23 protein-coding genes and 1 tRNA gene are annotated in these 23,750 nt (G+C 64.4%); 15 read left to right on the top strand and 9 right to left on the bottom strand.

The window, feature by feature from the left end:
* Positions 1–165: 165 nt before the first annotated feature.
* Positions 166–1,230: a Rieske 2Fe-2S domain-containing protein gene (locus ACOIX3_RS03540; protein ID WP_420968418.1), complete on the bottom strand. Its 1,065-nt coding sequence runs from the start codon at positions 1,228–1,230 to the stop codon at positions 166–168.
* A 67-nt stretch (positions 1,231–1,297) separates the two neighbouring features.
* On the opposite strand from ACOIX3_RS03540, the gene ACOIX3_RS03535 reads away from it, so the two are divergent.
* The 9 genes from ACOIX3_RS03535 (at position 1,298) to ACOIX3_RS03495 (ending at position 10,591) form a co-directional block, all read left to right on the top strand.
* Positions 1,298–2,245 carry a LysR family transcriptional regulator gene (locus ACOIX3_RS03535; RefSeq protein WP_420968417.1) on the top strand — a complete coding sequence of 316 codons (948 nt, stop codon included), beginning with the start codon at positions 1,298–1,300 and terminating at the stop codon, positions 2,243–2,245.
* 108 nt (positions 2,246–2,353) lie between these two features.
* Positions 2,354–2,716, top strand: a complete 363-nt coding sequence (locus ACOIX3_RS03530) for a nuclear transport factor 2 family protein (RefSeq protein ID WP_420968416.1) — start codon at positions 2,354–2,356, stop codon at positions 2,714–2,716.
* 217 nt (positions 2,717–2,933) lie between these two features.
* A complete protein-coding gene (locus tag ACOIX3_RS03525) occupies positions 2,934–3,731 on the top strand; it encodes a helix-turn-helix transcriptional regulator (RefSeq protein WP_420968415.1) in 798 nt (265 codons plus the stop codon).
* 106 nt (positions 3,732–3,837) lie between these two features.
* Positions 3,838–5,007, top strand: coding sequence for a cytochrome P450 (locus ACOIX3_RS03520; RefSeq protein WP_420968414.1), 1,170 nt, complete (start codon positions 3,838–3,840; stop codon positions 5,005–5,007).
* Positions 5,008–5,259: 252 nt separating this feature from the next.
* On the top strand, positions 5,260–5,655 hold the full coding sequence (locus ACOIX3_RS03515) for a DUF5132 domain-containing protein (RefSeq protein WP_420968413.1): 396 nt from the start codon (positions 5,260–5,262) through the stop codon (positions 5,653–5,655).
* Between the two features lie 135 nt (positions 5,656–5,790).
* Positions 5,791–6,348: an HMA2 domain-containing protein gene (locus ACOIX3_RS03510; protein WP_420968412.1), complete on the top strand. Its 558-nt coding sequence runs from the start codon at positions 5,791–5,793 to the stop codon at positions 6,346–6,348.
* 26 nt (positions 6,349–6,374) lie between these two features.
* Complete coding sequence (locus tag ACOIX3_RS03505; protein WP_420968411.1) at positions 6,375–8,492, top strand: heavy metal translocating P-type ATPase; 2,118 nt, start codon at positions 6,375–6,377, stop codon at positions 8,490–8,492.
* Positions 8,489–9,328: an EcsC family protein gene (locus ACOIX3_RS03500; protein WP_420968410.1), complete on the top strand. Its 840-nt coding sequence runs from the start codon at positions 8,489–8,491 to the stop codon at positions 9,326–9,328. The genes ACOIX3_RS03505 and ACOIX3_RS03500 overlap by 4 nt, the downstream gene beginning before the upstream one ends.
* 30 nt (positions 9,329–9,358) lie before the next feature.
* Positions 9,359–10,591 (top strand): DUF445 domain-containing protein, encoded by a 1,233-nt coding sequence (locus ACOIX3_RS03495; protein ID WP_420968409.1) that lies wholly within the window; start codon positions 9,359–9,361, stop codon positions 10,589–10,591.
* A gap of 16 nt (positions 10,592–10,607) precedes the next feature.
* Here ACOIX3_RS03495 and ACOIX3_RS03490 read toward each other — a convergent pair whose 3' ends face one another.
* The 4 genes from ACOIX3_RS03490 to ACOIX3_RS03475 form a co-directional block, all read right to left on the bottom strand.
* Complete coding sequence (locus ACOIX3_RS03490) at positions 10,608–10,802, bottom strand: hypothetical protein (RefSeq protein ID WP_420968408.1); 195 nt, start codon at positions 10,800–10,802, stop codon at positions 10,608–10,610.
* A gap of 5 nt (positions 10,803–10,807) precedes the next feature.
* Entirely contained in the window at positions 10,808–11,911 is a 1,104-nt protein-coding gene (locus ACOIX3_RS03485; RefSeq protein WP_420968406.1) for a hypothetical protein, read from the bottom strand.
* A 126-nt stretch (positions 11,912–12,037) separates the two neighbouring features.
* A complete protein-coding gene (locus tag ACOIX3_RS03480) occupies positions 12,038–12,967 on the bottom strand; it encodes a dihydrodipicolinate synthase family protein (protein WP_420968405.1) in 930 nt (309 codons plus the stop codon).
* Positions 12,968–13,005: 38 nt separating this feature from the next.
* On the bottom strand, positions 13,006–14,172 hold the full coding sequence (locus tag ACOIX3_RS03475; protein ID WP_420968404.1) for an NADH:flavin oxidoreductase/NADH oxidase: 1,167 nt from the start codon (positions 14,170–14,172) through the stop codon (positions 13,006–13,008).
* A gap of 245 nt (positions 14,173–14,417) precedes the next feature.
* On the opposite strand from ACOIX3_RS03475, the gene ACOIX3_RS03470 reads away from it, so the two are divergent.
* Positions 14,418–15,437: an LLM class flavin-dependent oxidoreductase gene (locus ACOIX3_RS03470; RefSeq protein WP_420968403.1), complete on the top strand. Its 1,020-nt coding sequence runs from the start codon at positions 14,418–14,420 to the stop codon at positions 15,435–15,437.
* 196 nt (positions 15,438–15,633) lie between these two features.
* Positions 15,634–15,915, top strand: coding sequence for a hypothetical protein (locus ACOIX3_RS03465; RefSeq protein WP_420971984.1), 282 nt, complete (start codon positions 15,634–15,636; stop codon positions 15,913–15,915).
* On the opposite strand, the gene ACOIX3_RS03460 is transcribed toward ACOIX3_RS03465, so the two are convergent.
* Positions 15,863–16,045, bottom strand: a complete 183-nt coding sequence (locus tag ACOIX3_RS03460) for a DUF3551 domain-containing protein (RefSeq protein ID WP_420971962.1) — start codon at positions 16,043–16,045, stop codon at positions 15,863–15,865. The two genes, ACOIX3_RS03465 and ACOIX3_RS03460, sit on opposite strands and share 53 nt — an antisense overlap.
* A 144-nt stretch (positions 16,046–16,189) precedes the next feature.
* Positions 16,190–16,263, bottom strand: a tRNA-Gly gene (locus ACOIX3_RS03455).
* Positions 16,264–17,263: 1,000 nt separating this feature from the next.
* On the opposite strand from ACOIX3_RS03455, the gene ACOIX3_RS03450 reads away from it, so the two are divergent.
* On the top strand, positions 17,264–18,007 hold the full coding sequence (locus ACOIX3_RS03450) for a hypothetical protein (RefSeq protein WP_420968401.1): 744 nt from the start codon (positions 17,264–17,266) through the stop codon (positions 18,005–18,007).
* Between the two features lie 1,365 nt (positions 18,008–19,372).
* On the opposite strand, the gene ACOIX3_RS03445 is transcribed toward ACOIX3_RS03450, so the two are convergent.
* On the bottom strand, positions 19,373–19,555 hold the full coding sequence (locus tag ACOIX3_RS03445) for a hypothetical protein (RefSeq protein WP_420968400.1): 183 nt from the start codon (positions 19,553–19,555) through the stop codon (positions 19,373–19,375).
* Positions 19,556–20,068: 513 nt separating this feature from the next.
* On the bottom strand, positions 20,069–21,619 hold the full coding sequence (locus ACOIX3_RS03440; protein WP_420968399.1) for a 4-amino-4-deoxy-L-arabinose transferase: 1,551 nt from the start codon (positions 21,617–21,619) through the stop codon (positions 20,069–20,071).
* Positions 21,620–21,790: 171 nt separating this feature from the next.
* On the opposite strand from ACOIX3_RS03440, the gene ACOIX3_RS03435 reads away from it, so the two are divergent.
* From ACOIX3_RS03435 to ACOIX3_RS03425, 3 genes are read left to right on the top strand one after another with little or no spacing between them, the layout of a single operon-like run.
* Positions 21,791–22,369 (top strand): methylated-DNA--[protein]-cysteine S-methyltransferase, encoded by a 579-nt coding sequence (locus ACOIX3_RS03435; RefSeq protein ID WP_420968398.1) that lies wholly within the window; start codon positions 21,791–21,793, stop codon positions 22,367–22,369.
* Positions 22,370–22,378: 9 nt separating this feature from the next.
* Positions 22,379–23,218: a helix-turn-helix transcriptional regulator gene (locus tag ACOIX3_RS03430; protein WP_223966013.1), complete on the top strand. Its 840-nt coding sequence runs from the start codon at positions 22,379–22,381 to the stop codon at positions 23,216–23,218.
* 56 nt (positions 23,219–23,274) lie between these two features.
* The gene (locus ACOIX3_RS03425) at positions 23,275–23,634 is read left to right on the top strand and encodes a VOC family protein (protein ID WP_342724930.1); all 360 of its coding nucleotides are present in this window, start codon (positions 23,275–23,277) and stop codon (positions 23,632–23,634) included.
* The last annotated feature ends 116 nt before the right edge of the window (positions 23,635–23,750 follow it).

The raw sequence follows: 23,750 nt of genomic DNA, 5'->3' as shown, positions 1-23,750 counted from the left end.
TAGTCCGACCGGCACGGATCGAAGCCTTGACCCTGATCAAGAACCGACGAATTCACGTTGGTCACTCTACGCCAAACCCGCCGGGACGGCAGCCACGCCGGGACGTCACGATTTCGCGATCCCGGCACGGTTTGCAGCCAGGCGCGGACACCATTGCTTCGGCGGCTATGCGGCGCGTGCCGCGCCCTTCTCCGCATCGAGCCTGCGTGCAAACAGCCAGCGGAAATAGGTCAGCGGCGCATCGGCGCCGATCGCCAGCAGCTGATAGTCCGGATCGACGTCGAGCACCTTCTGCTGCGCCTCGATGAAATCCTTGTCCTCGTTGAAGGCCTCCTCGAGGGAATGCCGCAGCGACAGCGAAATGTTCGGATTGTCGATGTCGAAATCGTGCAGGTAATTCCAGAAGAAGTGCGTCGAGGAACGCGTCTCCGGTGTCATGAACTGCGCATTGCGATATGACCGCGTGCCCGGAACCTGGACGCCCTTCTCCGCGCCCTGCCCCGCCGGCGCAAATGTGGTGTCGAGCGTGAAGATGCCTGGAACGATCATCCGCCCGATATTGCGACGATCGACCTGGTCGTCGCGGTTGGAGATCACCTTCTTGTGGTAGGGCGGCGCGTCGGCGCCCATGTGCCAGCGCTCGACGCGGAAGCCGTCATCGAGCTTCTCGATCGCCACCGGCTTGGTCTTGTAGGCGTATTCCTCGGAGCCGCCGAGCGTATTGGTGTGCACGAAGGCGAGATGCGCGAAGTCGCTGAGGTTATCGACGATCAGGAGCCAATTGGCCTTGTAGTGCATGTAGCCCGGCAGGCCGCGCCATTTGGGATCCTCGAGCGGCGGATAGTCGAGGATCAGCTTCGGATCGGCCTTCTCGGCATCGCCGGTCCAGATGAAGATCATGTTGTAGCGCTCGACCACCGGATAGCTGCGCACGCCGAGCTTGGCGGGGATCGCGTCCTGGCCCGGGATCTGGATGCACTTGCCGTCGGCCGCGAACTTCATGCCGTGATACATGCACCTGATGTCATCACCCTCGACGCGCCCCATCGAGAGCGGCGCGGCGCGATGGCAGCAACGGTCGTCGAGCGCGACCACCTTTCCGCTGGCGCCGCGATAGATCACGATCGGCCGCTCCAGGATGGTGCGCGCCAGCTTCTTGCCGTCGATCAGCTCGTGATTCATCGCCGCCACATACCAGGCGTTGCGCAGGAAAATTCCGTCGTCAGCCATGTCAGCCTCCCAATGCAATGTTGCTTGCAATCAGGTTAGGTGATCCCGGTCATCGGGATAATCCGATTTGGCTGGACACACTGTACCGCTGGATGGACAATCGGCCATGGAGTGGCGCGACTGGGAGCTGTTTTGCGAGGTTGTCGAGCATGGCGGCTTCACCGCGGCCGCGCGCGTGCTCGGGCATCCCAAATCGAGCCTCAGTGCTGCGGTGCAGCGTCTCGAAGCCAATCTCGGACTGCGGCTGATCGAGCGGACCACGCGGCACCTGCGGCTGACCGATTCCGGCGAGACCATCTATCGCAAGGTGCGCCCGCTGTTCGCCGCGCTGCACGACACCCACAGCGAGGCGCTGGCGATGTCCAGCGCGGTCGCAGGCACCCTGCGCATCAAGGCGCCGTACGAATTCGGCGCGCATCACGCCGGGCCGGTGGCCTGTGCCGTCATGGGCCGCTACCCGGAGCTTGCGATCCGGATCGATGTCGAGCACGACATCGTTAGTCCGATCGCCGAGAATTACGACATCGTGTTCGCGATGCTGGAGGCGCCGCTGCCGTCGGCCGGCATCGTGATCCGCCGCGTCTTCACCCTCGAGCGCGGCCTGTTCGCGGCGCCGGCGCTATTGGAGAAGTTCGGCGAGCCGCGCACGCTGGATGAATTGAGAAAGCTGCCGCTCTTGACCGGTCCCAGCGATCCGCCATGGGCGATCACCGCGCCCGGCGGCGTGGTCGAGCATCTCGCGGTGGATCGCGCGCGCCTCACAAGCTCGAATGCGCATGTCCGCCTGCAGGCGGCACTCGCCGGCCATGGCGTGCTGCGGGTCACCGCAAGCTACACCCGCGCCGCGGTCGCGGCCGGCGAGTTGAAGCGGCTGCTGCCGGACCATGCCTGCGAGCCGCTCAACGTGCACGCGCTGCTGCCGGCGCGGCAATTCGTCCCGGCCAAGGTGCGTTGTTTCCTCGATGCGATGGAGGCGCACGCGCGCGGTGACCCGGAGGCTTACATCAGGCCGTGACCTGCGCGTCCGTTACGCGCGCGATGACCTGCGAGGTAATCGATCGGCGCACGCGAACCTTCGATAGTCCGGACAGCCGCACAGTCCGGCGATCAGAAGGAGAGCACCATGACCGACCACACCACCATCGCCCGCCGCTATATCGAGCTCTGGAACGAGCGGATGCCGAGCCGGCGGCGCGAGATGTTGAGCCAGAACTGGACCGCGGACGCGCGCTATGTCGACCCGATGATGAGCGGCGACGGCCATGACGGCGTCGACGCGCTGATCGCGGGCGTGCAGCAGAAGTTTCCGGATTTCACCTTCAAGCTGATCGGCGAGCCGAACGGCTTCGGCGATCATGTCCGCTTTTCCTGGGGCCTCGGCCCTGACGGCGTCGACAGCCCGATCAAGGGCACCGACTTCGCCACGCTGAAGGAAGGACGGATCAGGAGCATCACCGGGTTCCTCGACCAGGTGCCGGGCGCCTGAGGCGATCTCCTCACAGTCGTCATTCCGGGGCTCGCGAAGCGAGAGCCCGGAATCCATCGACCCACAGGTTTTGCGGCCAAATGGATTCCGGGCTCGACGCTGCGCGTCGCCCCGGAATGACGAAAGGATACAGCCGCTCCGCTGGATACCCTGGGCCGCGACCGCTTCCACCCCCGCGATGTCGCTGCTAGTCTTCCCGAAACAAGGGGAGGACACCATGAAGGCAGATTTCGCCTTCAAGACTTCGGTCGTCAGCGACATCACGCCGGCGCTGCTGGCGATCGGGCGCGACAGCTTTCCGCAAGCCCTGATCGGCGCACTGCGCCGTGTCGCCGGTGTCGGTCACTGCATGGTGTTCTCGTTCACAGGCCCGCGGTCCGCCGCGTGCCTGCTCGATGTCGGCAACATCCCGACCGGGCGCGATCTCGGGATCGCCTATTCGGAACATTTCCATCAGGCCGACCCGAACCGCGACGCGGTGTTCGAGGGCAAGGCGCGGGCCGTGCCGATCGTGCTGCCGACCTTCGCGCGCCGGATGTACAGCGACGGCTACCGCAAGATTTTCTTCGACGATTCCGACATCGTCGACAAGTTCGCCTCGGCGATCTGGACAGGCGACACCTGCTTCTATGTCAACTTCTACCAGATCACCTCACAAGGCCGCTTCAGCCGCGACCAGATCGCGCGCCTGGCCGCGGTCGCGCCCGCGCTGACCGCAGCCGTGGCGCGGCACTTCCAGCGCGACCCGGCAACGGATGCCGATCCCATCGCGCGGCTGAAGACGCTGTTTGCGACCGCCGAACCGCTCGCCAGACTGACCGGCCGTGAGAAAGAGGTGTGCCTCGGCATCCTTTCGGGCCTCAGTTCGGAAGCGATCGCGGCCGAGCTCGGCATCGGGCTGCACTCCGCCCTCACCTATCGCAAGCGCGCCTATGACAAGCTCGGCATCTCCGCGCAGAACGAGCTGTTCGCGATCGCACTCCGCCTGATGGCGTCGGCACGCCAGCTGAACTGAAGAGCCCTTTAGCGGCCTCCCTCTGTCCCCAACGGTGGGGACAGACCGGTCGCGTCTGCCGGCCTATGCTCGGCTCGAAACCTTAAGGCCAACCCGAGATCACGTCGTGAGCACCGCTCCCCATTTCGACATCGACGTCCCCGCCTTCTGGCAGGATCCCTATCCGACGCTGGCGCGCATGCGCAGGGAGGCGCCGATCGCCTACGTGCCGCAGCTCGGCAGCACGCTGCTGTGCAACCGCGACGACATCTTCGTCTCGGAGAAGCAGATCGACGTGTTCTCGTCGCACCAGCCCGAGGGGCTGATGAACAGGCTGATGGGCCACAACATGATGCGCAAGGACGGCGATGCGCATATGAACGAGCGCAAGGCGATCTTCCCGGCGGTCTCGCCGAAGACCGTCAGATCGCACTGGACCGCACTGTTCGCCGGGCACGCGACGCGCATCCTCGACGAGTTGAAGCAGGACGGCGTGGTCGATTTCGTGCAGGCTTTCGCACTGCCGTTCTCGGCCGAATGCCTGAAATCGATCACCGGCCTCACCAACATGCGCTTCCAGGACATGAACGCCTGGTCGCAGGGCATGATCGACGGCATCGCCAACTACACCGGCGATCCCGCGATCGAGGCGCGCTGCCATGCGGCGACCTCGGGCATCGACGCCGCCATCGACGACATGGTCCCCAGGCTGCGCAAGGCGCCCGACCTCAGCCTGCTCGGCGTGCTGCTGCAGACCGACATGCCGATGGAGAGCGTGCGCGCCAACATCAAGCTCGCGATCTCGGGGGGCCAGAACGAGCCGCGCGACGCGATCGCCGGCACGGTGTGGGCGCTGCTGACCCACCCGGATCAGCTGGCGCTGGCTGTGAGCGGCGCGATCCCGTGGCTGCAGGTGTTCGAGGAATATGCGCGCTGGATCTCGCCGATCGGGATGTCGCCGCGGCGGATCGCAAAGCCCTGGACGATCCGCGATGTCGCGTTCGAGACCAATGAACGCGTGTTCCTGATGTTCGGCTCGGCGAACCGCGACGAGAAGCATTTCGACAAGCCCGATTCATTCGATGTGCACCGCGACGCCAGCAAGAGCATTGCCTTCGGCGCCGGTCCGCATTTCTGCGCTGGCGCCTGGGCCTCGCGCGCCATGGTCGCCGACGTCGCGCTACCCGCGATCTTCGAGAGACTGACGAATCTGCGCCTGATCGCACACAAACCGCCCCGGATCGGCGGCTGGGCGTTCCGCGGCCTGTTGGATTTGCCGGTGACGTGGGACCGGTAGAACGCAAGGCGCGTCCGCCCACGCGCCGGATCCATGTATGCGCAGACACATCGAGACATGAAACGATCGCCCGCCGAGGCTTGCCGCGCCCCATGCGGGCGCTCCCTCGATGACCAAATACGTGTCCTCTTGCGTTGCGACACCGTGCCGCCGGAACCGGTCGGACGGCTGTAATCAAACTGTCACGAATCCATTTCAATCCGCCGTTATTGATGAAACTGCAGTCAGTTGAGCGGTCACAAGGGATTTCAAATGAACCCGAATACCAACGGTAGCAGTCACGATACCGCCTTCCACCATGACGCCCCCGAACAGGATTCCGACGAAGGCGGCGGCATCAACAAGACGGTTGCGGTTGTCGCGGTGGTGGCTGTCGGCGCTGCCGTGTTCGAGGCTGCCTTGCTCCCGGGACTTGCGCTTGGCGTTGCCGCCGTCGCGGCGCCGAAGTACCTGCCGAAGCTCGCCGGCGCCCTCAATCCGCTGTTCAAGTCCACCGTTCGTGGCACCTACAAGTTCGCTCAGAAGTCGCGCGAGATGTTTGCCGAAGCCCACGAGCAGGTGAACGACATCGTTGCGGAAGTGAAGGCCGAGAACCAGGCGCAGGAAGGCAAGGCGGCGGCCGAGGGCCGGACTTCGTCCGCGGCCTGAACCGGGCCAGACGGGCACATGCAAGGCGGCGAAGCGCGCCGATGATCCAAGCTGCGACGCCGGCGCTGCAAGCAATTTGACGACGGCATCATTCGCGTCCCCGCGCCGGCGTTGGAACGCTGTGAGAGGAATGCGATGACCAAGATGAAGCTGCAGATTGCGCATCAGGTTCCAGGCCGGATTCGCATGAAGGTGCCGTCGGCCAAGGAGAACCCCGAGCTTCTCGAACAGATCAAGCAGACTTTCAGCGTCATTCCCGGCATCGAGGACGTCATCGTCAACCCGGCGACCGGCAGCATCGTGCTGCACTACGACACCGACCGGCACGACGAGTTTCACGGCCGGCTGGAGCATCACACCGGCGGACACTACAAGCCGCCGGCCAATGAGATCGAGGCGCTGGCAACCAAGATCGAGCAGGAAGCCGAGTACCTCGCCGAGCACTCGCATACGGCCAGGGTCGTTGTCGACTTCTTCAAGGAGTTCGACAACGGGATCAAGGTCGCCACCGGAAACGTGGTCGATTTGAAGATTTTGCTCGCCGCCGGCATCGCCGGCTTCACCATCTTCGAGGTCGGCGCCAACGCCGCGACGCCGGTTTGGGTCACGCTGGCGATCTTTGCCCTCAACCACATGATCCAGGCCAACATGGCCGCCGCAGAGCAGGCGGAGCCGGCAGGCGCGACGGCCTGACCCGCCAGGGGCGAGAGCGCAAATTCATGGACTTCAGTTTCTGCCACTCCATGCCAGGGCGCATTCGTCTGAGCATTCCCGCGCTCAGGCAAAACCGCAAGCTGGGCGAGATCTGCCTCGGGTGGCTGCGGGCACAGGACGGCATCAGGACTGCACGGATCAACTACGACTGCGCGAGCCTCGTGCTGGAATACGATCCGGCCCACGAGCAAAGGCTGCTCGCGCTGCTGAACGGCTTCAGGAGCATGAGCCTGGCCGACGTCAAGGCGCTCTGCGCCAGCGCCGCGCAGGACGCGGGCGCGCCGCGCGCCAGCGTACCGGAAGTCTCCAAGCGCTCGCCGCTGGCGCTGCCGACGCTGTCGCTGTTCATGGCCTTCAGCGCCAATCCCGTGATCGCGGCGGTCAACATGCCGCTGATGCTGTGGAACGCGATCCCGATCGCCAAGCGCGCCTGGAAGGTGTGGGCGAACGAAAGCCGGCTGAACATCGACGTGCTCGATACGCTCGCGATCACAGCCTCGGTGCTGCAGGGCAACCCGCTGGCCGGCTGCATCGTCACCTGGCTGATCAAGCTCGGCGACTGGATCCGCGACCTCACCGCGGCGGGCTCGCGGCGGGCGATCAATGAGCTGCTTGAATTCCAGTCGAAGACGGCCTGGCTGCTGCGCGACGGCGAGGTGGTGTCGATCCCCGCTGCCGAGCTGCGGAACGGCGACATCGTCGTGGTGTATCCGGGTGAGATGATCCCGGTCGACGGCGAGATCATCGACGGCTCCGCCACCATCGACCAGAAGACGATCACCGGCGAGGGCCTGCCGGTGCATCGCGGCAAGGGCGAGGCGGCCTTCGCCGCCACGGTGATCCGCGAGGGTCAGATCACGTTGCGCGCGCTGCGCGTCGGAACCGCGACCACCGCCGGCCAGATCGTGCGGTTGATCGAATCCGCGCCGATCGGCGACACCCGCATGCAGAACCATGCCGAGCGCTTCGCCGACCGGCTCGTGACCCCGACCCTGGCGCTCGCCACCGGCACCGCCATGGTCTCCGGCGACTTCAACCGCTTCCTCTCGCTTGTCATCGTCGACTACGGCACCGGCATCCGCGTAGCAGCGCCCACCTCGGTGCTGTCCTCGATGACGCTGGCTGCCCGGACCGGCATGATCATCAAGAGCGGCGGCCACATGGAGAAGCTTGCCGGGATCGACACCATGGTGTTCGACAAGACCGGCACGCTGACCCACGGTACACCCGCCGTCATCGACGTGATTTCGTACCAGAACTCCATCACGCCGAACCATCTGCTCGGGCTCGCCGCAGCCGCCGAAACCAAGCTGCAGCATCCGGTCGCCGAAGCGCTGCGCACGCGGGCCCGGCAGCTCGCGGTGAACATCCCGCCCTGCCACGAGACCACCTACCGCCTCGGCCTCGGCGTCGAGGGCCAGGTCAACGGCTACTACGTCCATGTCGGCAACCAGCGCTTCATGCGCCAAAGCCAGATCGCCGTCGACGCCTCGGCGCTCGATCGCGCCGCGCTCGACGAGCGCGGCTATTCGAGCCTCTACATCGCCGTGGACGGCAAGCTCGCCGGCCTTGTACCCTACTCCGACGAGATCCGCGCGGAGAGCCGCCCGGTGATCCAGCGGCTGCATGCGCTGGGCGTCAAGAACAGCATCATGCTGACCGGCGACAATGCGGTGGTGGCGCGCGCCGTCTGCGAGAACCTCGGACTCACCGAGCACTTCGCGGACATGCTGCCGGCCGACAAGGCTGATGTCATCCAGCAGCTGCAACGCCAGGGGCGCAGGGTCGCGATGGTCGGCGACGGCATCAACGATTCTCCCGCGCTCAGCTTCGCCGACGTCGGCATCGCGATGAAGCATGGCGCCGAGGTCACGCACGAATCCGCCGACGTCATCCTGATGGAAGATTCGCTCTGGAAGCTCGTCAAGGCGGTCGAGATTTCGCAAGGCGCCGTCAGCCTCATCAAGCAGAACTACGCCATCGTCGCCGCGCTCAACACGCTGGCGCTTGGCCTTGCCCTGCCCGGCGGCCTGATCACGCCGGAGGTGACCGCGCTGATCAGCAACGGCTCGGCGATCCTGGCGAGCTTCAACGGCATACGGCCAATCCTCCGCTATCAATGAGCCAGGACCTCACCCAGCTCCTTGCACTTCCTCCCGGCGATCACGCCGCGCTACAAGCCGCCGTCAAGACGCTGGAGAGCTCCAATCTCGCGGCACGGATCGCCGACTATGCCGGCGTCCCGGTCAATCGCGTGCTCAACCTGCTGCCGAAGGCCGCCAACCGCCAGCTCAGCGGGCTGGTGCGCACCGCGGTCATGAAGGGGCTGGAAGTTGCCGTCGACACGCTCGACGAGAAGCCGCCGCCCTCACCGGCGGTGACCTTCTCGTCGTTTCTCGCCGGGGTGACGGGCGGCGTCAGCGGCCTGTTCGGCTTCGGTGCGCTCGCGGTCGAGCTTCCCCTGACGACGACATTGATGCTGCGCGCGATTGCCGAGATCGCACGGCACCAGGGTGAGGATCTCTCCAGGATCGAGGCAAGGCTCGCCTGTCTCGAAGTCTTCGCCTACGGCACCAAGCGAACCGACGAGAATGTCGACATCGGCTACTACGCCGCCCGCGCGCTGATCAGCAAATACACCAGCGACGCGGCCGCCTATATCCTGGAGCGCGGCGCGGTGGATGCCTCCGCTCCCGTGATCTCCAATCTGGTCAGCGAGATCGTCTCGAGGTTCGGGCTGGTGGTCTCGGACAAGGCCGCGGCCGGCGCGGTACCGATCATCGGCGCAGCGTTCGGCGCGACCGTCAATGTCATCTTCATGGACCATTTCCAGAAGATCGCGAAGGGGCACTTCACCGTGCGCCGGCTGGAGCGGCTCCATGGCAGCGCCGACGTTCGGCAACATTATGCGGCGATCGCGGCGAGGCTCGCGCCGCGCCGCGGCGTTGCGACGGCATGAGGCGTTTGGCAGCAATTGGACATCGGCGCCGTGCTTCCGCCTGAGGACACCAGGCTGCGCGACCTTCGTCGCATGCGGACCCTCGCCACGGGCCTGCTGGTGCTCATGCTGCTGGTTTTCCTGGCGACCTCGATGGCGCAACCGCACTGGCCGTGGCTGGCCTATCCGCGCGCCTTCGCCGAAGCCGGCATGATCGGCGCCTGCGCCGACTGGTTCGCGGTCGTCGCGCTGTTTCGGCATCCGCTCGGCATCCCGATTCCGCACACCGCGATCGTGCCGCAGAGCAAGCAGCGTATCGCGGTGGCGCTGGGCCGCTTCATCGCCAACAACTTCCTGTCGCCGCGCGTGATCGGCGATCGCATCCGCGACGTCGATATCGCCGGCTGGGCGGCGCAATGGATCGAGCGACCATCGCACGCCCGAAGCGCGGCGCAGCGCACGGTCTCGGCGGCCCATCAGGCCCTGCAGGCGACGCCGAGCGCCGACCTCAACGCCTTTCTGACCCGCCGCACCCGGCAGGGGATCGCGGCGGTTCCGGTGGCTCCGCTCGCCTCGCGGGTGCTGGCGCTGTTGTGGGCGCATGGCGACGCGCAGGCCCTCGTCGAGCGCCTGATCACATCGGCGAGCACGGCGCTCGCCAACAACAAGGAAACCATCCGCAAGAAGGTCTCGCAGCGCTCCTACCGCTTCGTGCCGAAATGGGTCGACGGCATGGTGGCCGACCGCGTCATCTCCGGCGTCAGTCAGACGCTCGACGAGATGCGCGAGCCTAACCATCCCTGGCGGATCGAACTCAAGGCCGAGATCGAGCGTCTGATCGACCGGCTCGCCACCGATCCCGACTACCTCGCCAAAGGCGAGGAGCTGAAGCAGCAGATGCTCGACAATCCCGCCGTGATCCGGCAGATCGACGCGATGTGGCAGGCCATCGAGGCGCGGCTGAACTCAGCGGCGACCTCGGCTGCGATCGCGGACGCCATCGAAACCGCGCTGATCTCGGTTGCCGCACGGGTCCGCGACGATGCCGAGATGCGCGACCGCATCAATCGCTGGCTTCGCGTTGCCGCGCTGCGGGCCGTTGCATCGCGACGCCAGGAGATCGCGGCCTTCATCCGCAAGGTGGTCGAGAACTGGGACACCGAAACGCTGATCATGCGGATCGAATTGCAGGTCGGGCGCGACCTGCAATTCATCCGGATCAACGGGACCGTCGTCGGAGGGCTGGTCGGCCTGCTGATCTTCTCCGTCTCGCGCTGGCTGTAGCGCGTTTCGGTCGCGTTCAGGGAAAACGAATGCGCAGCAGCGGCAACTGCTGCAGCCTGTCGAGCAGGCGTACCATTTGGCCTGCGGCCAGGCTGAGGCAGCCGAGCATGAAGTGGCGGCGGGTCAGGCCGCGCTCGCGATCCGCGAATTCCAGGCGCTGGAGACGCGGTTCGGGAGGCGTGTGCGTACGCAGGGCGGGAAGCGTCGTCATAGGCATCAGCCGATTGGAATGCGGATTTCCGGTGCCGTGGTCATCTGCTCGATCGTGTTGTCGAACGACAGGCAATCCGGATTTTCACCCGGCATCCGGCGCAGCGCCTCGGCGAACTGCTCCTGCTCCAGCAGGAACGAGCGGCCGTCACGCAGGCGGGCATAGGCCGCCCACGGAACGAATTTGGTGAACGGAAACGGAAAATTCTCGCGCGGCGATACGTCGATGTTCAGGCCGGAGACGAACAGCACGTTCTTGGTCTGGAACGCCGGCTCGCGCAGAATGCTCCGATAGGTGCGATCGAACTCGGCCTGGGTGACGAAGCGGGCGGCATCCAATGCGGGATGTGGCGACGTCACCAGCGCCGGCATCACAGGCGCGAGCGCTGCCTCGAGAATGTCATGGCCGTCGGGACCTTCAGCCAGCGCACGGCGGAAGTGAAACAGATCCGGTGACAGCGCCGTACCGATCGGCGCGGGTGTCTCGTCAAAACAGGTTTCGCCGAGCCGTTCGCGGATCGCCTGACACACACGAAAGACCTTCGACGTGCTCAGCACGCTCAGCGGCTGGCGCGTCGTTTCGACCATGCGGTCGAGCCGCAGAAAAAGACCTTCGCTGCGGCTGTCGTCGAGATAGTGATTGTCGATCCGGAACACCGGCTCGCCATTGAGCCGGCCGCATTGCACTTGCTTGCAGGCATGCGCGTACTCGTCCTCATACCAGCGTAGCACGCCGCAGAGCTTGCCGCAGCAATCCCCGAACCTGCAGCCTTCAGTGCGGTGGCGCTGATAGACCCCGAAGCGGCCATCATCGGGATTGTAGCCGACATGACTGGCCTGGATCAGCACCAGGTCCTCGCCGTGATGGGCATAAGGCCCGTGGCGATTGATCGCGACCTTGCCGCCGACCCGCCCATGGTCGAACGGAAAGGTTCCGAAATGCTGGGCCAGCAGCATCACCGGATAGCCCTGGCTCTCATCGGAGCAGAAGGCGCGCGACGGCAGCATGTGCTGCCGCTCAAAGCCGAGCGACCGGCAATAATTGTAAAGCCGCGGAACGAAATGGCCGTAGCGCATCGCAAAACGACCAACCCGGAAGGTTTCGATCATCCCGCTGCCGCCCGACCGCTCCGACCAATCCAGAGTGCACGCGGGGCGCACGTCCCCCGCTTCCCTTAAGCGACGGGACGGTAGATGTGCTTGTTGACGGTTATGTGAACATAACGGCCGGCGCGCTCAGCGCCCCCAGCGCAACACGACCGGATCGAGCGTGCGCGCGATCTCGATCAGGCCGGCGCGCGTCGCCGGATGCAGCGGTTGCAATGGGTGCCGCACCGTGTCCGACTTGATGACGCCGCCCTCGCGCATCAGCACCTTGCAGGCCTGCAGCCCGCATTGGCGGTTCTCGTAATTGATCAGCGGCAGCCAGCGCGCATAGGCCTGCACGGCCTCGTCGCGGCGGCCGGCGAAGAACGGATCCATGATCTGGCGGATGCCGTCGGGATAGCCGCCGCCGGTCATCGCACCGGTGGCGCCGGCATCGAGATCGGCCATCAGCGTGATCGCCTCCTCGCCGTCCCACGGCCCCTCGATCACGCTGCCGCCCTTCTCGATCAGGCCGCGCAGCTTGTTGGCCGCCATCGGCACCTCGATCTTGAAGTACCTGACGTTGGCGAGCTCTTTCGCCATCCGCGCCAGAAGGTCCACCGAGAGCGGCGTGCCCGCGACCGGCGCATCCTGGATCATGATCGGGATGTTGATGGCATCCGACACCACCCGATAGAACTCGTAGATGCCCGGCTCACCGACGCGGAAGGTCGCGCCGTGGTAGGGCGGCATGATCATCACCATCGCGGCGCCGGCGGCCTCCGCCTCGCGGCTGCGCGCGGCGCACACCGCCGAGGAGAAATGCGTGGTGGTGACGATCACGGGAATGCGGCCCGCGACGTGCTCGAGCACCGCATGCATCACGGTCTCGCGCTCGGCATCGGTCAGCACGAACTGCTCCGAGAAGTTGGCGAGGATGCAGATGCCGTGCGAGCCGGCATCGATCATGAAGTCGATGCAGCGCCGCTGTCCGTCGAGGTCGAGATTGCCGCCGGCGTCGAAGATGGTCGGCGCCACCGGGAAGACGCCGCGATAGGGACGCTGTGCCGAATTCGTCATGTCAAATCCTCCCTCGTGAACTGTCGCAGTTCTGTCTGTCACACCTTGCGGAACGGCAGCGGCGGACCCTCGAGCCTGCGCAGGCCCGGCTCGCGTCGCTCCAGCCACCAACCATACTGCTTCGGCCAGGACGCGAACACCTCGCCGCCTCCGCCGCCAAGCGCAAGCTCGGCATGCAGCGGCCAGTTCGGATCGAACAGCGCCTCGCGGCCGATCGCGATCAGATCGGCCTGGCCGCCCGCCAGGACATCCTCCGCCTGCTGCGGATGCAGGATCAGACCGACCGCGATGGTCGCGACCTCGGCGGCGCGCCGGATTTCCTCCGCATACGGCACCTGGAAGCCATAGCCGCGCGGAATCCGCGCCGCGGTTGCCGAGCCGAGCAGGCCGCCCGACGAACAATCGATCAGGTCGACGCCGCGCGCCTTGGCTGCGCGCGCGAATGCAATCTGATCCTCGAGCGTCAAGCCGCCATCGATACCGTCGACCGAAGAGATGCGCACCGCCAGCGGCCGCTCCGCGGGCCAGGCGGCGCGCACGGTCTCGATGATCTCGAGCGGATAGCGCATCCGCCCGGCGCGGTCGCCGCCATAACCGTCGCTGCGGCGGTTCGACAATGGCGAGAGGAATTCGTGCAGGAGATAGCCATGCGCGCAATGCACCTCGACGAATTCGAAGCCGGCCTCCACTGCGCGCAAGGTGGCGCGGCGCCATTGCTCGCGCAACGCTGCGAGCTCGGCCGCATCGAGCGCGTGCGGCATCAGCCAGCCTTCCTCCATCGGGATCGCGCTCGGCGCAACCGTCCGCCACGGCAGGTCGCCGCGGGCGCGGTCGGCTTCGTCGAGTGCGGCATTGCCGTACCAGGGGCGCTGCATGCTGGCCTTGCGGCCGGCATGCGCGAGCTGGATCGAGGGCACCGCGCCGTTGTCCTTCAGGAAGGCGGCGATGCGTTCGAGCGGCGCGATCTGCTCGTCGTTCCAGATGCCGACATCGCCATGGGTGATGCGGCCCTCGGCGGTGACCGCCGCGGCCTCGACCATCACGAGCCCGGCGCCGCCCTGGGCGAATTTACCAAGATGAACAAGATGCCAGTCATTGGCGAGGCCGTCGGTCGCCGAATACTGGCACATCGGCGAAATCAGAATGCGGTTTCGGGAGGTCACGCCGCGAAGCGTGATCGGCTGAAACAGAAACGGCTGCGACATCGGGTCCTGCGGGAACGTGGTGGCGGGAAATGGCGGCGGAAAACTAGGCGGCACGCGAGCTGATCGCAAGCCACGCCGCAGCGCAGGCGGCAAGACCAGCGCGCATGCAGCGCATTCACCGCGGCGCGATCCGCAAAACCCGCAACACCTGCTGCACAAATTTTTGCCGGTTGGTAAACATTTTCCGTCATCGCCGGGTCACGCCACCATTCGCAATTCGTGCCGGACATGCCTACATTGCCGACATGAAAAAAATCGGATTCCTCTCGTTCGGGCACTGGACGCCCTCCCCGCAATCCCAGGCCCGCTCGGCCGCGGATGTGCTGCTGCAATCGATCGACCTCGCGGTCGCCGCCGAAGAGCTCGGCGCGGACGGCGCGTATTTTCGCGTCCATCACTTCGCCCGCCAGCTGGCTTCGCCCTTCCCGCTGCTGGCGGCAGTCGGCGCCAAGACCAGCCGGATCGAAATCGGCACCGCCGTGATCGACATGCGCTACGAAAATCCGCTCTACATGATCGAGGACGCCGGCGCGGCCGACCTGATCGCGCGAGGACGCCTGCAACTCGGCATCAGCCGCGGCTCGCCCGAGCAGGTGATCGACGGCTGGCGCTATTTCGGCTATCAGCCGGGCGAAGGCGAGACCGACGCCGACATGGGCCGCCGTCATGCCGAGATCTTCCTCGATATGCTGCGCGGACAAGGTTTTGCGCAGCCGAATCCGCGGCCGATGTTTCCCAATCCGCCCGGCCTGCTGCGGCTCGAACCGATCTCGGAAGGCTTGCGCGAGCGCATCTGGTGGGGCGCCGGTTCGAACGCTACGGCGGTCTGGGCGGCGAAGCTCGGCATGAACCTGCAGAGCTCGACGCTGAAGAGCGACGAGACCGGAGAGGCCTTCCATATCCAGCAGGCCGCGCAGATCCGCGCCTACCGCGCCGCCTGGAAGGAAGCCGGCCACAGCCGCGAGCCGCGGGTCTCGGTCAGCCGCAGCATCTTCGCGCTGGTCGACGACCGTGACCGCGCCTATTTCGGCAACGGGCAGGAGGAAGGCCAGATCGGCTTCATCGACGAGCGGACGCGCGCGATCTTCGGCCGCGGCTACGCCGCCGAGCCGGAGAAGCTGATCGAGCAGCTCAAGAATGACGAAGCGATCGCGGAGGCCGACACGCTGCTGCTGACCGTCCCCAATCAACTCGGCGTCGCCTACAACGCGCATGTGATCGAGAGCATCTTGACTCACGTCGCGCCTGCCATGGGATGGCGCTGAATACCGCGGACGTATGATGCAGCCTCGGCCGCTTGCCGGCCACTCCCGAGTTCCGGCGGAACTCCGTTCTCAAACGCGGAGAACTACGGAAACATAACTGCGCGTTGTGAGAAGAACAGGTCGAGTACAGTGCGTTAGGCGCGCACGTTGCGTGAACAGATCGCCGTAATATCCCGGGATCATCCTGCGAGGCTTTGTGGATTTGCCCAGGTCAGGAATCGCGATCGCGGTTGCGGCGCGCGAGATCGAGGCGATCGACATGCTCGTCAATCCGCCGGTTCAGTTCCTGATCCTCGCTCGAATTCCTGCCGCGACGGGCGCGAACGACAAACGCGCACCCGATCACAACAATCGCAAACAGCGTGTAGTACCACCATTGCATACATTGATCTCAAATGAACGCTCGCGGATACGAGCGGAAATGGTCATCGTTCGGGCCTGCCGGGTCGCACCGGCCTTGGCGCATAAAAGGGGTTAACCAGGCAGGTTGCCGGATTCCCCGCAGCGCTGGCCTGGCACTCCTGCATCGACATGAAGATACAATCCATTCGATCGCCGACCAGTTCCCCGTAAACACGCATGCAGACCGGGTAGCGAGGATCGTACATTTGTGCCGATGCCGGCTTCGTCGTGCAAAGCGCGCCCAGCGCGAGCAGCAACGCTCCAAGCAACCTCACGTCTAGTCTCCTGCTATTGCCGCGAAATACATTGTCTCGCCGACAAGACCGTCCCGTGCAATTTAGCTTTGGGGCTGGAGCGGGCGAAGGGAATCGAACCCTCGTATGCAGCTTGGGAAGCTGCCGTTCTACCATTGAACTACGCCCGCAGAGGCAGTCTTGATCGCTTAGGCACCGTCTGCACTTGACGTGCTATATACGGGCATGCGGCACTCCATGTCGAGAATTTCGTGCCATTCGTTCGGGATGTCGACAATGGCGGACACCGCCGGTCCAAACGCCATTTCAATCCGACCTTCGCCTCGCTGTGTCCGACTGCAGTCGCACAATCGAGTATTGAGCAAGGGCTGACTTTTTTCTTCACAGCGACCGCTAATGCTCCGCGCGTCATCCCATCCTCCTCGGCGCGCTCGTCTGCAGCTCTCTCGGTGCGTCACGGATCAATGCGACACGTCGCGATCCGCAGTGCGGGCATTTGAATCTAGTGCCGAGCTGGACACCAGAAACGACGCTCTGCGAGTCCAAACGAGCGTACCCAAGTCCGGCTTGTAGCTATGGGTGCAGGGTCGGATCGACCTCATGCCATCGCGATTCCCGAACGCGCAGCGCGCCGTGATACGTTACCCCAACTGCCCAGCCTCGCCGATCGTCACCACTGCCATCAGACGTCTACAACCGTCATCGGAACAGAGAACGAACGAGCAGAAGAGCTTGTCGACAAGGAACGGTTGCGGCTCGTCGGAACTATGTTAAAAGTGGCGGCTGCTTCCTGAGCACGGGTGAGCACATTAGAGCAGCTGAGCACGCGATTACACCGAGCACCGCAATCTGAACCTAACTTACTGATATGACATCAACATATTTTTATCACCTTGACAACATATCGCGCGACATCGCTCCTCAATGTGCTTCTTATGATGCTAAGTTGGACACGCGCGCGAACCTCTCAGCTCGAGTAGAAAAAACCAAGTCATTGATTTTAAATAGTTTTCACTTTAGAACGGCATTTGTCGCGATCGCCGCCGCCCCGGTCTCCAAAACCGGAATAGCGACGGCGGCCAGGCTGCCAGGCCAAGCGACAAAGGGTCGGGAAACGACTGGGGTCCAAACCCAGCACGCCCCCGCCCGCCTTTCGGAAGGGACCATAGCATGAATGTTTTCAATGCTCTAGCACCCCGCGCCCCACGCAAGAAGATCGCGAAGCGTCAGCAAGAGCTTCGCGCACGTTTGTGGCCTGAGGTTGGCCCCGATTGGGTCTGGTCCCGGCTTACCCATGACGGCTTCACCACCCTGCCGAAGGGCATGCCGCTGATCTTGAACATCATGGACGACATGGCGAAGGGGCAGCCCGTGTCGACCACGTATCTGGACCTGTGGTGCCGGACGTTCGATGAGGGCTTCGTCACGCTCTCCAAGCCCCGCGAGATGGCTTTCCACGCCGGCTTCGACGGACAGCGGGCAGAGCGCACGTGGAAGCAGCGCCTGAACATCTTGGCCGAGAACTACTTCATCAACCTGAAGGAGGGACCTTCAGGACCGGCGAGCTACGCGCTCATCCTGAACCCGTACAAGGTCATCAAGTGGCACTATGACCAGCAGCATCCGGGCGTTCGCAAGGACAAGTACCATGCGCTGCTGGAGCGCACGATTGAGATCGGCGACGAGAGCCTGATGCCGCCTGCACCGCCGCCAGCGCCAACACCCGTTGCAGCTCCGATCGCGCCCACCATGGTGCAGACCGGCTTCGAGGGTGCATTGCCGACGCCGCCCATGCCGTCCAATCAGCCGCTCTCGCAGCTCCAACCCGTGCCCGCGGTAGGCGCGATCACGTCGCCCCAAGGCGCGGCGCCGGTGCCACCGGCCTGGCCGTGGCCGACCAAGCCCGCCGAGTAACGGACCCCCGCAACGGGCGATTAGGTTATCCCGGGGCAACCTATTGCTGCATCACACGTTTGATTCGGAGCCCGCCCGCCGCGCGCACGCAATTTGCGAATTTCGCGAAAAGGTGCGCAATATCTGCGCCGCAGGGGGCCGCGAATCAGCAGGATCGCGGTTTGATGAGCAGGATTTCATAGACATGGCCCGAGTCCGGCACACATTCCACAAGGAAATGGTGAGCAATCCGGATTCCGGTCGCGCGGTCTCGGCCAGCAATGGTTTGAGAGGATGGAGCCGGGCGGGTGCAACCGTCCGACCCCAATGTTGTCACGCTACCGAAGCCGGTTTCCTGTCGGACTCGCTTTTAGCGAGCCGGTAGGGACCGGCAGTGTGCACGAACGTATTCCCACGCTCCGAATCGAAAACGTTTGTAGTCGGTTACGGATACGGGTTGCAGAATCGAGCAGCTAACACGCATTGTAGTTCTCCTTTACGGGGTCGCGGAATGCGCCCCCCGTTAAAGGCAACATCCGGTCCGCTCAGAAAAACTCACGCGTAGAAACAACGCGATTCGGCACCTGCGGTTGTAGCACGGCAGGCTCATTTTCAGGACTCCGGCAAGCCCGGCTATCCCACTTATCCCGCAGAAAAGCGAAGATAAATTCCTTGCCTTCCAGCGGCTCGATTCGCCGAATCGCCTCTCCGTTTTTGAGCGCCGCTGAGAGCTAAATTTCGATGGGTCGCACTTGCTGAAGATTCAGCAGTGCCCTACATGCTGCAACTAGACGAAGCGTTGGGATGGTCGCGGAGTCTGTTTGATGCAAACTCAAAATCCTTCCCGCCGCTGGCCAACCGGCTTGGTGTTCGTCGCCGAAAGCAATTGCTTTCAGGCTCGGGAGTAATCCAGAGCCACACCACGCAAACGGGAAGGGAGGACACATGACAGTGTCTCTCACTCTCGAAGCCAGCAGGCCCGACGGTGCAAGCTACCGTCTTGGTTTTGGGTGCTCTATGCCCTTGGCTTGGATTGTGGCCGTACTTTCGCGGCTGTTCTGACGATGAAGGGCACCTTGGAAACAAGGTGCCCTTTTTCGTTCGATGTGCGTTGCACCCCCACCCGCCGCTTCTCCCGCTGCCGTAGGTGCGCGTTGCACAGTCCTTGCCTGGTACGGGGCGGCCTGATGATCCATATGCACCAGTCCTCCAACGGCTTCCCGACATAGCTGTCATCAACGAGGGGGCTGCGTTGGTGTGGAAGCGAGAGCGGGCAATGCCGCACTTTCAACTCATTAGGAGGCTTTCAAAGCAGAATGCGAAAAGCATGGAGCAGCGTATGTCGTTGCTCGTCCTGTGAACGATGTAATCGCGGCTGGTTTTTAGCTAGTCATCGTCGTGTGTGAGCAGGCCGCCCGTAATGCGGCTGATGCCTTGGCTCGCGGCCCGGAACGGCGACATAAAAATATAGGTCACTGCCATCACCGTGAGACAGGTGATCGCGTAGCAACCTTCTGCGATGACGGTGGTCGCGCCACGCTTCAGGGTCAACGAGTTCTTTCGGCTCATGTCAGCTCCTTCACCAGTATGAACAAATGAATGGCTTCGAAGTCGAATAGCTTTCCGAAAAATCAATTTGGAGCTGACTGCGTCAGTTGAGCCGATTCGCCCCTATGCTCAAAGCCATTTTTGTGCACCGCTCAAGTCACTCTATTCGTTGCCGGAATTGCTACATGGTACATTAGGCGCCGCACTGAGGGGGTCTGACTCCTCGCAGCATGAACGCTGCGCATTGTTGAACTCTACGACAACGACTGCTTCCTCACCGGCAACAAAGACAGCCTTGATCGAGAGAAGCCTTTTTCAACATCGTGTCGTTGCGCGAGGACGTGGCTAACCCTCAAGAGGACTGTGCTTGATGTAGCGGCGCGGTGGCCTCAAAGCGTTCACCGAAACATCGGTAAGCGTCGTTTTCATTAGGCACTTCCTAGGCACCGCAGATCGCGGTTTGCAGTGGTTTTCCACGGCAACCGGCGAAAGGGATCAAGCGTGCATTGACCCCGATCGCAGCATCGCCACCCGCTACCAGCCCATCCTCACAAGCACGTCATTGATGACAAAGGGCGCAGCGGCGGATGCGTCGCAGCTTCCGCCGCGTGCATAGATGCAGGCGTCGCTGAAGCCGACGCGGGCACAGCTTTGCCGTGAAAAATCCGCCGGCAGATCGCCTGCGGCCTCGGGCCGCGCAAGGATGCGGTTGAAGGCCGGCTGGGTTGCCCGCAGCAGCAGCGGCGGCAGGATCAGCTCGGCGAGCGGATCGGCGGGCTGCAGCGCATAGAGCGGCACCGGGCCGACCAATCGTTCCCGCCCCGGCAACTGCTGGAAGCGAACGTCGTAAAGCGCAAGGCCGCACATCTGCGGATCGCTGCGCAGCTCGGCCGCGAGCCGCGCAGCACCGACGCCGCGCGTCCAGTACTCGCGCATATCTTCGCTGGCGCCGGCCAGCGCCACCGACAGCAGCGCCCAGCCGCCGAGGACGATCGGCAATGCCCAGCGGCGCCACATGTCCTTCGTACGCAGCCATCGGACCCAATCGGCCGATCCCAGCGCCGCGACGATGGTGAACAGCACCACCGACAGGAAGATGAAGCGGTATTCCTTGTGCGCGATCAGGCTGTGGAAGACGAGGTTAACCAGCGCCACGGTCGCGAGCAGCGGTGCGTGCCGCCAGCCGCGCCAGATCGCAGCGAGCGGGAGCAGGATCGCCACCGACCAGACGGTCATGAAGTCGATCAGATAGGCCGACGGTGGCGACACGCCGAATTCGATGGCGCGATCGTGGACGAGGTTTTCCCTGATATTGGCGATCAGCCAGGCGAACGGCACGCTGCCATGCGCCAGGTCGATCGCGGCGGCGAGCAGCAGCGCAACCAGCCCGCCGGCGACCAGCGGAACCAGATTTCGCCAGCGCGTCCAGCACGCCCCGAGGGCCAGCGCGGCGATGGCCGGCGCAAACTGGAAGCGGCAGACAAAGGCGAAGGCGAGCAAAGCACCGCCAATCGCGAGACGCCGCGGTGACGGACGATCGGTGATAAGCAGCGCCGCCGGAACGATCAGCGCTGTCGCGTACGTCTCGCCCAATGTGTGCGGCGCGAGCATGATCAGTTCGAACCAGACCGTGGCCGCGAAGGCCGTGACGACGGCATGGGTTCGCGAGATCCGCGCGCCAAACATCCAGGCGCTGACCACGATCGACAGCGACGCGCATGCGGCGATCAGACGCGGCACCAGGAACGCACCTGCGCCGGCAGGCGCAATCGCATCGCCGAGAGCGACCGGCCCGGCCATCAATGTCGGCAGCAACCAGCCGCGAATGCCGTCGCGCCATTCCCACGTCAAGATGCCGTCATGGCCGAGCATCCGCCACGCCGGCTCGAGATACTGATAGGTCTCGTCGGGATAGATCACGTTGGGCCAGATGGCGGCCGCAAGGCGCAAGACCAACGCCAGCAGCAGCAGCGCGAAGAGCGGGTGAACACGCCCGCTCGCGCGTCCGACCATGCCGGCGCTGCCGGGCGCGGCTTCGGCGCTCGTGCCCGTCATCGTTCCGTCGATCGTCTTCTGGAGCAGCATGCCGGCGACCAGATAGCGGGCAAAGCCTTTAAGATGCGTGACCGGAGGATGCGTGACCGGACGTTGTCGAGGTCACACAGCGCCGGCCGCAACATGCTTAACCAATCGTCAAGATTCCGGATGCGCCGGACCGCGACGATGCTATGGTCGCATGTGGGGGTTGGTGGCGTCATGGCGGGGCGTGGGTACACCATTTTCGACACGGCAATCGGCCGATGCGGCATCGCATGGGGCGAAGCCGGCGTCGCCGGGGTCCAACTTCCCGAGCTCCGCGAAATCGAAACCCGCAAACGGCTGTTCCAGCTCTATCCCGACGCACGCGAGACGCGGCCCTCCGAGGAGATCGAGGTCGCGATCGAGGGCATTGCGGCGCTCCTGCGCGGCGACAATGGCGATCTCACCGGTGTTGCGCTCGACATGAGCAGCATCCCGACCTTCAATCAGCGCGTCTACCAGACCGTGCGCAATATTCCTCGCGGCGAGACCCGGACCTATGACGAGGTAGCAGGCGCCCTGCGCGCGTCCGGCGCGGTCTATTCGGTGGCGCAGGCGCTCGGCCGCAATCCCTTCATGATCATCGTGCCCTGCCACCGCGTGCTCGAGGCGGGCCACTATGCCGACCGGATCTCGCAAAACGGCGGCAGCGTCTCCAAGCGGCGGCTGCTCTCGATCGAAGGTGCCCAGCCGACCACCAGCAAGACCCTGTTCGACGTGCTGCTGCCCGTTGCACGGCCCCGGCCGCAAGCGTAAATCTGGGGTATGACCCGGACCACGCTGTTGCAGCGCGATCGCATCACGGTGAACGAGTTTCGCTGCACGGCGGAGCCCGGCGACAAGCCGTTCGTCGAGCAGTTCGCCTGCCATTCGGTGTCTTATGTGCGCAGCGGCAGCTTCGGCTGCCATTGCCGCGGCCGCTTCCATGAGCTGGTGGCAGGCTCGATCCTGGTCGGCCACCCCGGCGATGAATACACCTGCACGCACGACCATGTGGTCGGCGACGAATGCCTGTCGTTCTTCCTCGACCCGGAGCTGGTCGAGACCATCGGCGACCGCACCTCGGTCTGGCAGGTCGGCTCGGTGCCGCCGCTGCCCGAATTGATGGTGATCGGCGAGCTCGCCCAAACGGCGGCAGCTGGCAACAGCGACGTCGGGCTCGACGAGGTCGGCCATCTCCTCGCCAGCCGCCTTGTCGAGCTGGTGTCGGACCGCAAGGCGAAGCCCCTCACCGCCGGCCTGCGCGACCGCCGCCGCGCCGTCGAAGCGGCGCTGTGGATCGACGCCAATTCACACCATCAGATCGATCTCGACGATGCCGCGGAGCAGGCCGGCTTAAGCACCTTCCATTTCCTGCGGCTGTTTTCCGCTGTGCTCGGCGTGACCCCGCATCAATATCTGGTGCGCTCGCGGCTGCGCCATGCGGCGCGACGCCTGGTGGATGACGACAGCCCGGTCACCGACATCGCCTACGACGTCGGCTTCGGCGATCTTTCCAATTTCGTGCGCAGCTTCCACCGCGCCGCCGGCGCCTCGCCGTTGAAGTTCCGCCAGGCCTCCCGCGGCGACCGCAAGATTCTCCAAGAACGTCTCGCGCTGCAATAGCAGGGTTGCTCCGGTCCGCGCGTCCATCGACGCGCCCAACGACTGGAGACCTCATCATGTACGACCACATCGGATTGCGCGTCGCCGACCTCGACGCCAGCGTCCGCTTCTACACCGCAGTGCTGGCGCCGCTCGGCTTCGTGCTGTGCTCGCGCGACGACAGCGGCGCAGGCTTCGGCCCGAAAGGCGAGCCCGCGCTCTGGCTGCATTTGCACAAGGGCAAGACGCAGGGCGGCGCGCACATCGCGTTCCGCGCGGCGAGCCATGACGCGATCAAGAAATTCCACACCGAGGGCCTGAAGGCCGGCGGCAAGGACAACGGCGAGGCGGGCCATCGCAAGGACTACAGCCCGACCTACTACGCGGCGTTCCTGCTCGACCCCGACGGCAACAATGTCGAGGCGGTGTCTACGTAAGTAACGCCACGAAACTCCGCCGTCATTGCGAGCGGAGCGAAGCAATCCATGTTTTGGCCTGCTGCGATATGGATTGCTTCGTCGCTTCGCTCCTCGCAATGACGCCGCCTCCTGAA

It is taken from the genome of Bradyrhizobium sp. B120 (assembly GCF_049075665.1).
Taxonomy (GTDB): domain Bacteria; phylum Pseudomonadota; class Alphaproteobacteria; order Rhizobiales; family Xanthobacteraceae; genus Bradyrhizobium.
This window is presented reverse-complemented; position numbering and strand designations above follow the sequence as displayed.

Excerpts from the sequence above, each read along its gene's own strand:
- ACOIX3_RS03435 (WP_420968398.1), top strand. The coding sequence starts at position 21,791 with ATGGCGGGGCGTGGGTACACCATTTTCGACACGGCAATCGGCCGATGC.
- ACOIX3_RS03530 (WP_420968416.1), top strand. The coding sequence starts at position 2,354 with ATGACCGACCACACCACCATCGCCCGCCGCTATATCGAGCTCTGGAAC.
- ACOIX3_RS03510 (WP_420968412.1), top strand. The coding sequence starts at position 5,791 with ATGACCAAGATGAAGCTGCAGATTGCGCATCAGGTTCCAGGCCGGATT.
- ACOIX3_RS03440 (WP_420968399.1), bottom strand. The coding sequence starts at position 21,619 with ATGCTGCTCCAGAAGACGATCGACGGAACGATGACGGGCACGAGCGCC.
- ACOIX3_RS03475 (WP_420968404.1), bottom strand. The coding sequence starts at position 14,172 with ATGTCGCAGCCGTTTCTGTTTCAGCCGATCACGCTTCGCGGCGTGACC.
- ACOIX3_RS03490 (WP_420968408.1), bottom strand. The coding sequence starts at position 10,802 with ATGACGACGCTTCCCGCCCTGCGTACGCACACGCCTCCCGAACCGCGT.
- ACOIX3_RS03460 (WP_420971962.1), bottom strand. The coding sequence starts at position 16,045 with ATGTACGATCCTCGCTACCCGGTCTGCATGCGTGTTTACGGGGAACTG.
- ACOIX3_RS03470 (WP_420968403.1), top strand. The coding sequence starts at position 14,418 with ATGAAAAAAATCGGATTCCTCTCGTTCGGGCACTGGACGCCCTCCCCG.
- ACOIX3_RS03480 (WP_420968405.1), bottom strand. The coding sequence starts at position 12,967 with ATGACGAATTCGGCACAGCGTCCCTATCGCGGCGTCTTCCCGGTGGCG.
- ACOIX3_RS03540 (WP_420968418.1), bottom strand. The coding sequence starts at position 1,230 with ATGGCTGACGACGGAATTTTCCTGCGCAACGCCTGGTATGTGGCGGCG.
- ACOIX3_RS03485 (WP_420968406.1), bottom strand. The coding sequence starts at position 11,911 with ATGATCGAAACCTTCCGGGTTGGTCGTTTTGCGATGCGCTACGGCCAT.
- ACOIX3_RS03505 (WP_420968411.1), top strand. The coding sequence starts at position 6,375 with ATGGACTTCAGTTTCTGCCACTCCATGCCAGGGCGCATTCGTCTGAGC.
- ACOIX3_RS03515 (WP_420968413.1), top strand. The coding sequence starts at position 5,260 with ATGAACCCGAATACCAACGGTAGCAGTCACGATACCGCCTTCCACCAT.
- ACOIX3_RS03450 (WP_420968401.1), top strand. The coding sequence starts at position 17,264 with ATGAATGTTTTCAATGCTCTAGCACCCCGCGCCCCACGCAAGAAGATC.
- ACOIX3_RS03430 (WP_223966013.1), top strand. The coding sequence starts at position 22,379 with ATGACCCGGACCACGCTGTTGCAGCGCGATCGCATCACGGTGAACGAG.
- ACOIX3_RS03445 (WP_420968400.1), bottom strand. The coding sequence starts at position 19,555 with ATGAGCCGAAAGAACTCGTTGACCCTGAAGCGTGGCGCGACCACCGTC.
- ACOIX3_RS03500 (WP_420968410.1), top strand. The coding sequence starts at position 8,489 with ATGAGCCAGGACCTCACCCAGCTCCTTGCACTTCCTCCCGGCGATCAC.
- ACOIX3_RS03525 (WP_420968415.1), top strand. The coding sequence starts at position 2,934 with ATGAAGGCAGATTTCGCCTTCAAGACTTCGGTCGTCAGCGACATCACG.
- ACOIX3_RS03425 (WP_342724930.1), top strand. The coding sequence starts at position 23,275 with ATGTACGACCACATCGGATTGCGCGTCGCCGACCTCGACGCCAGCGTC.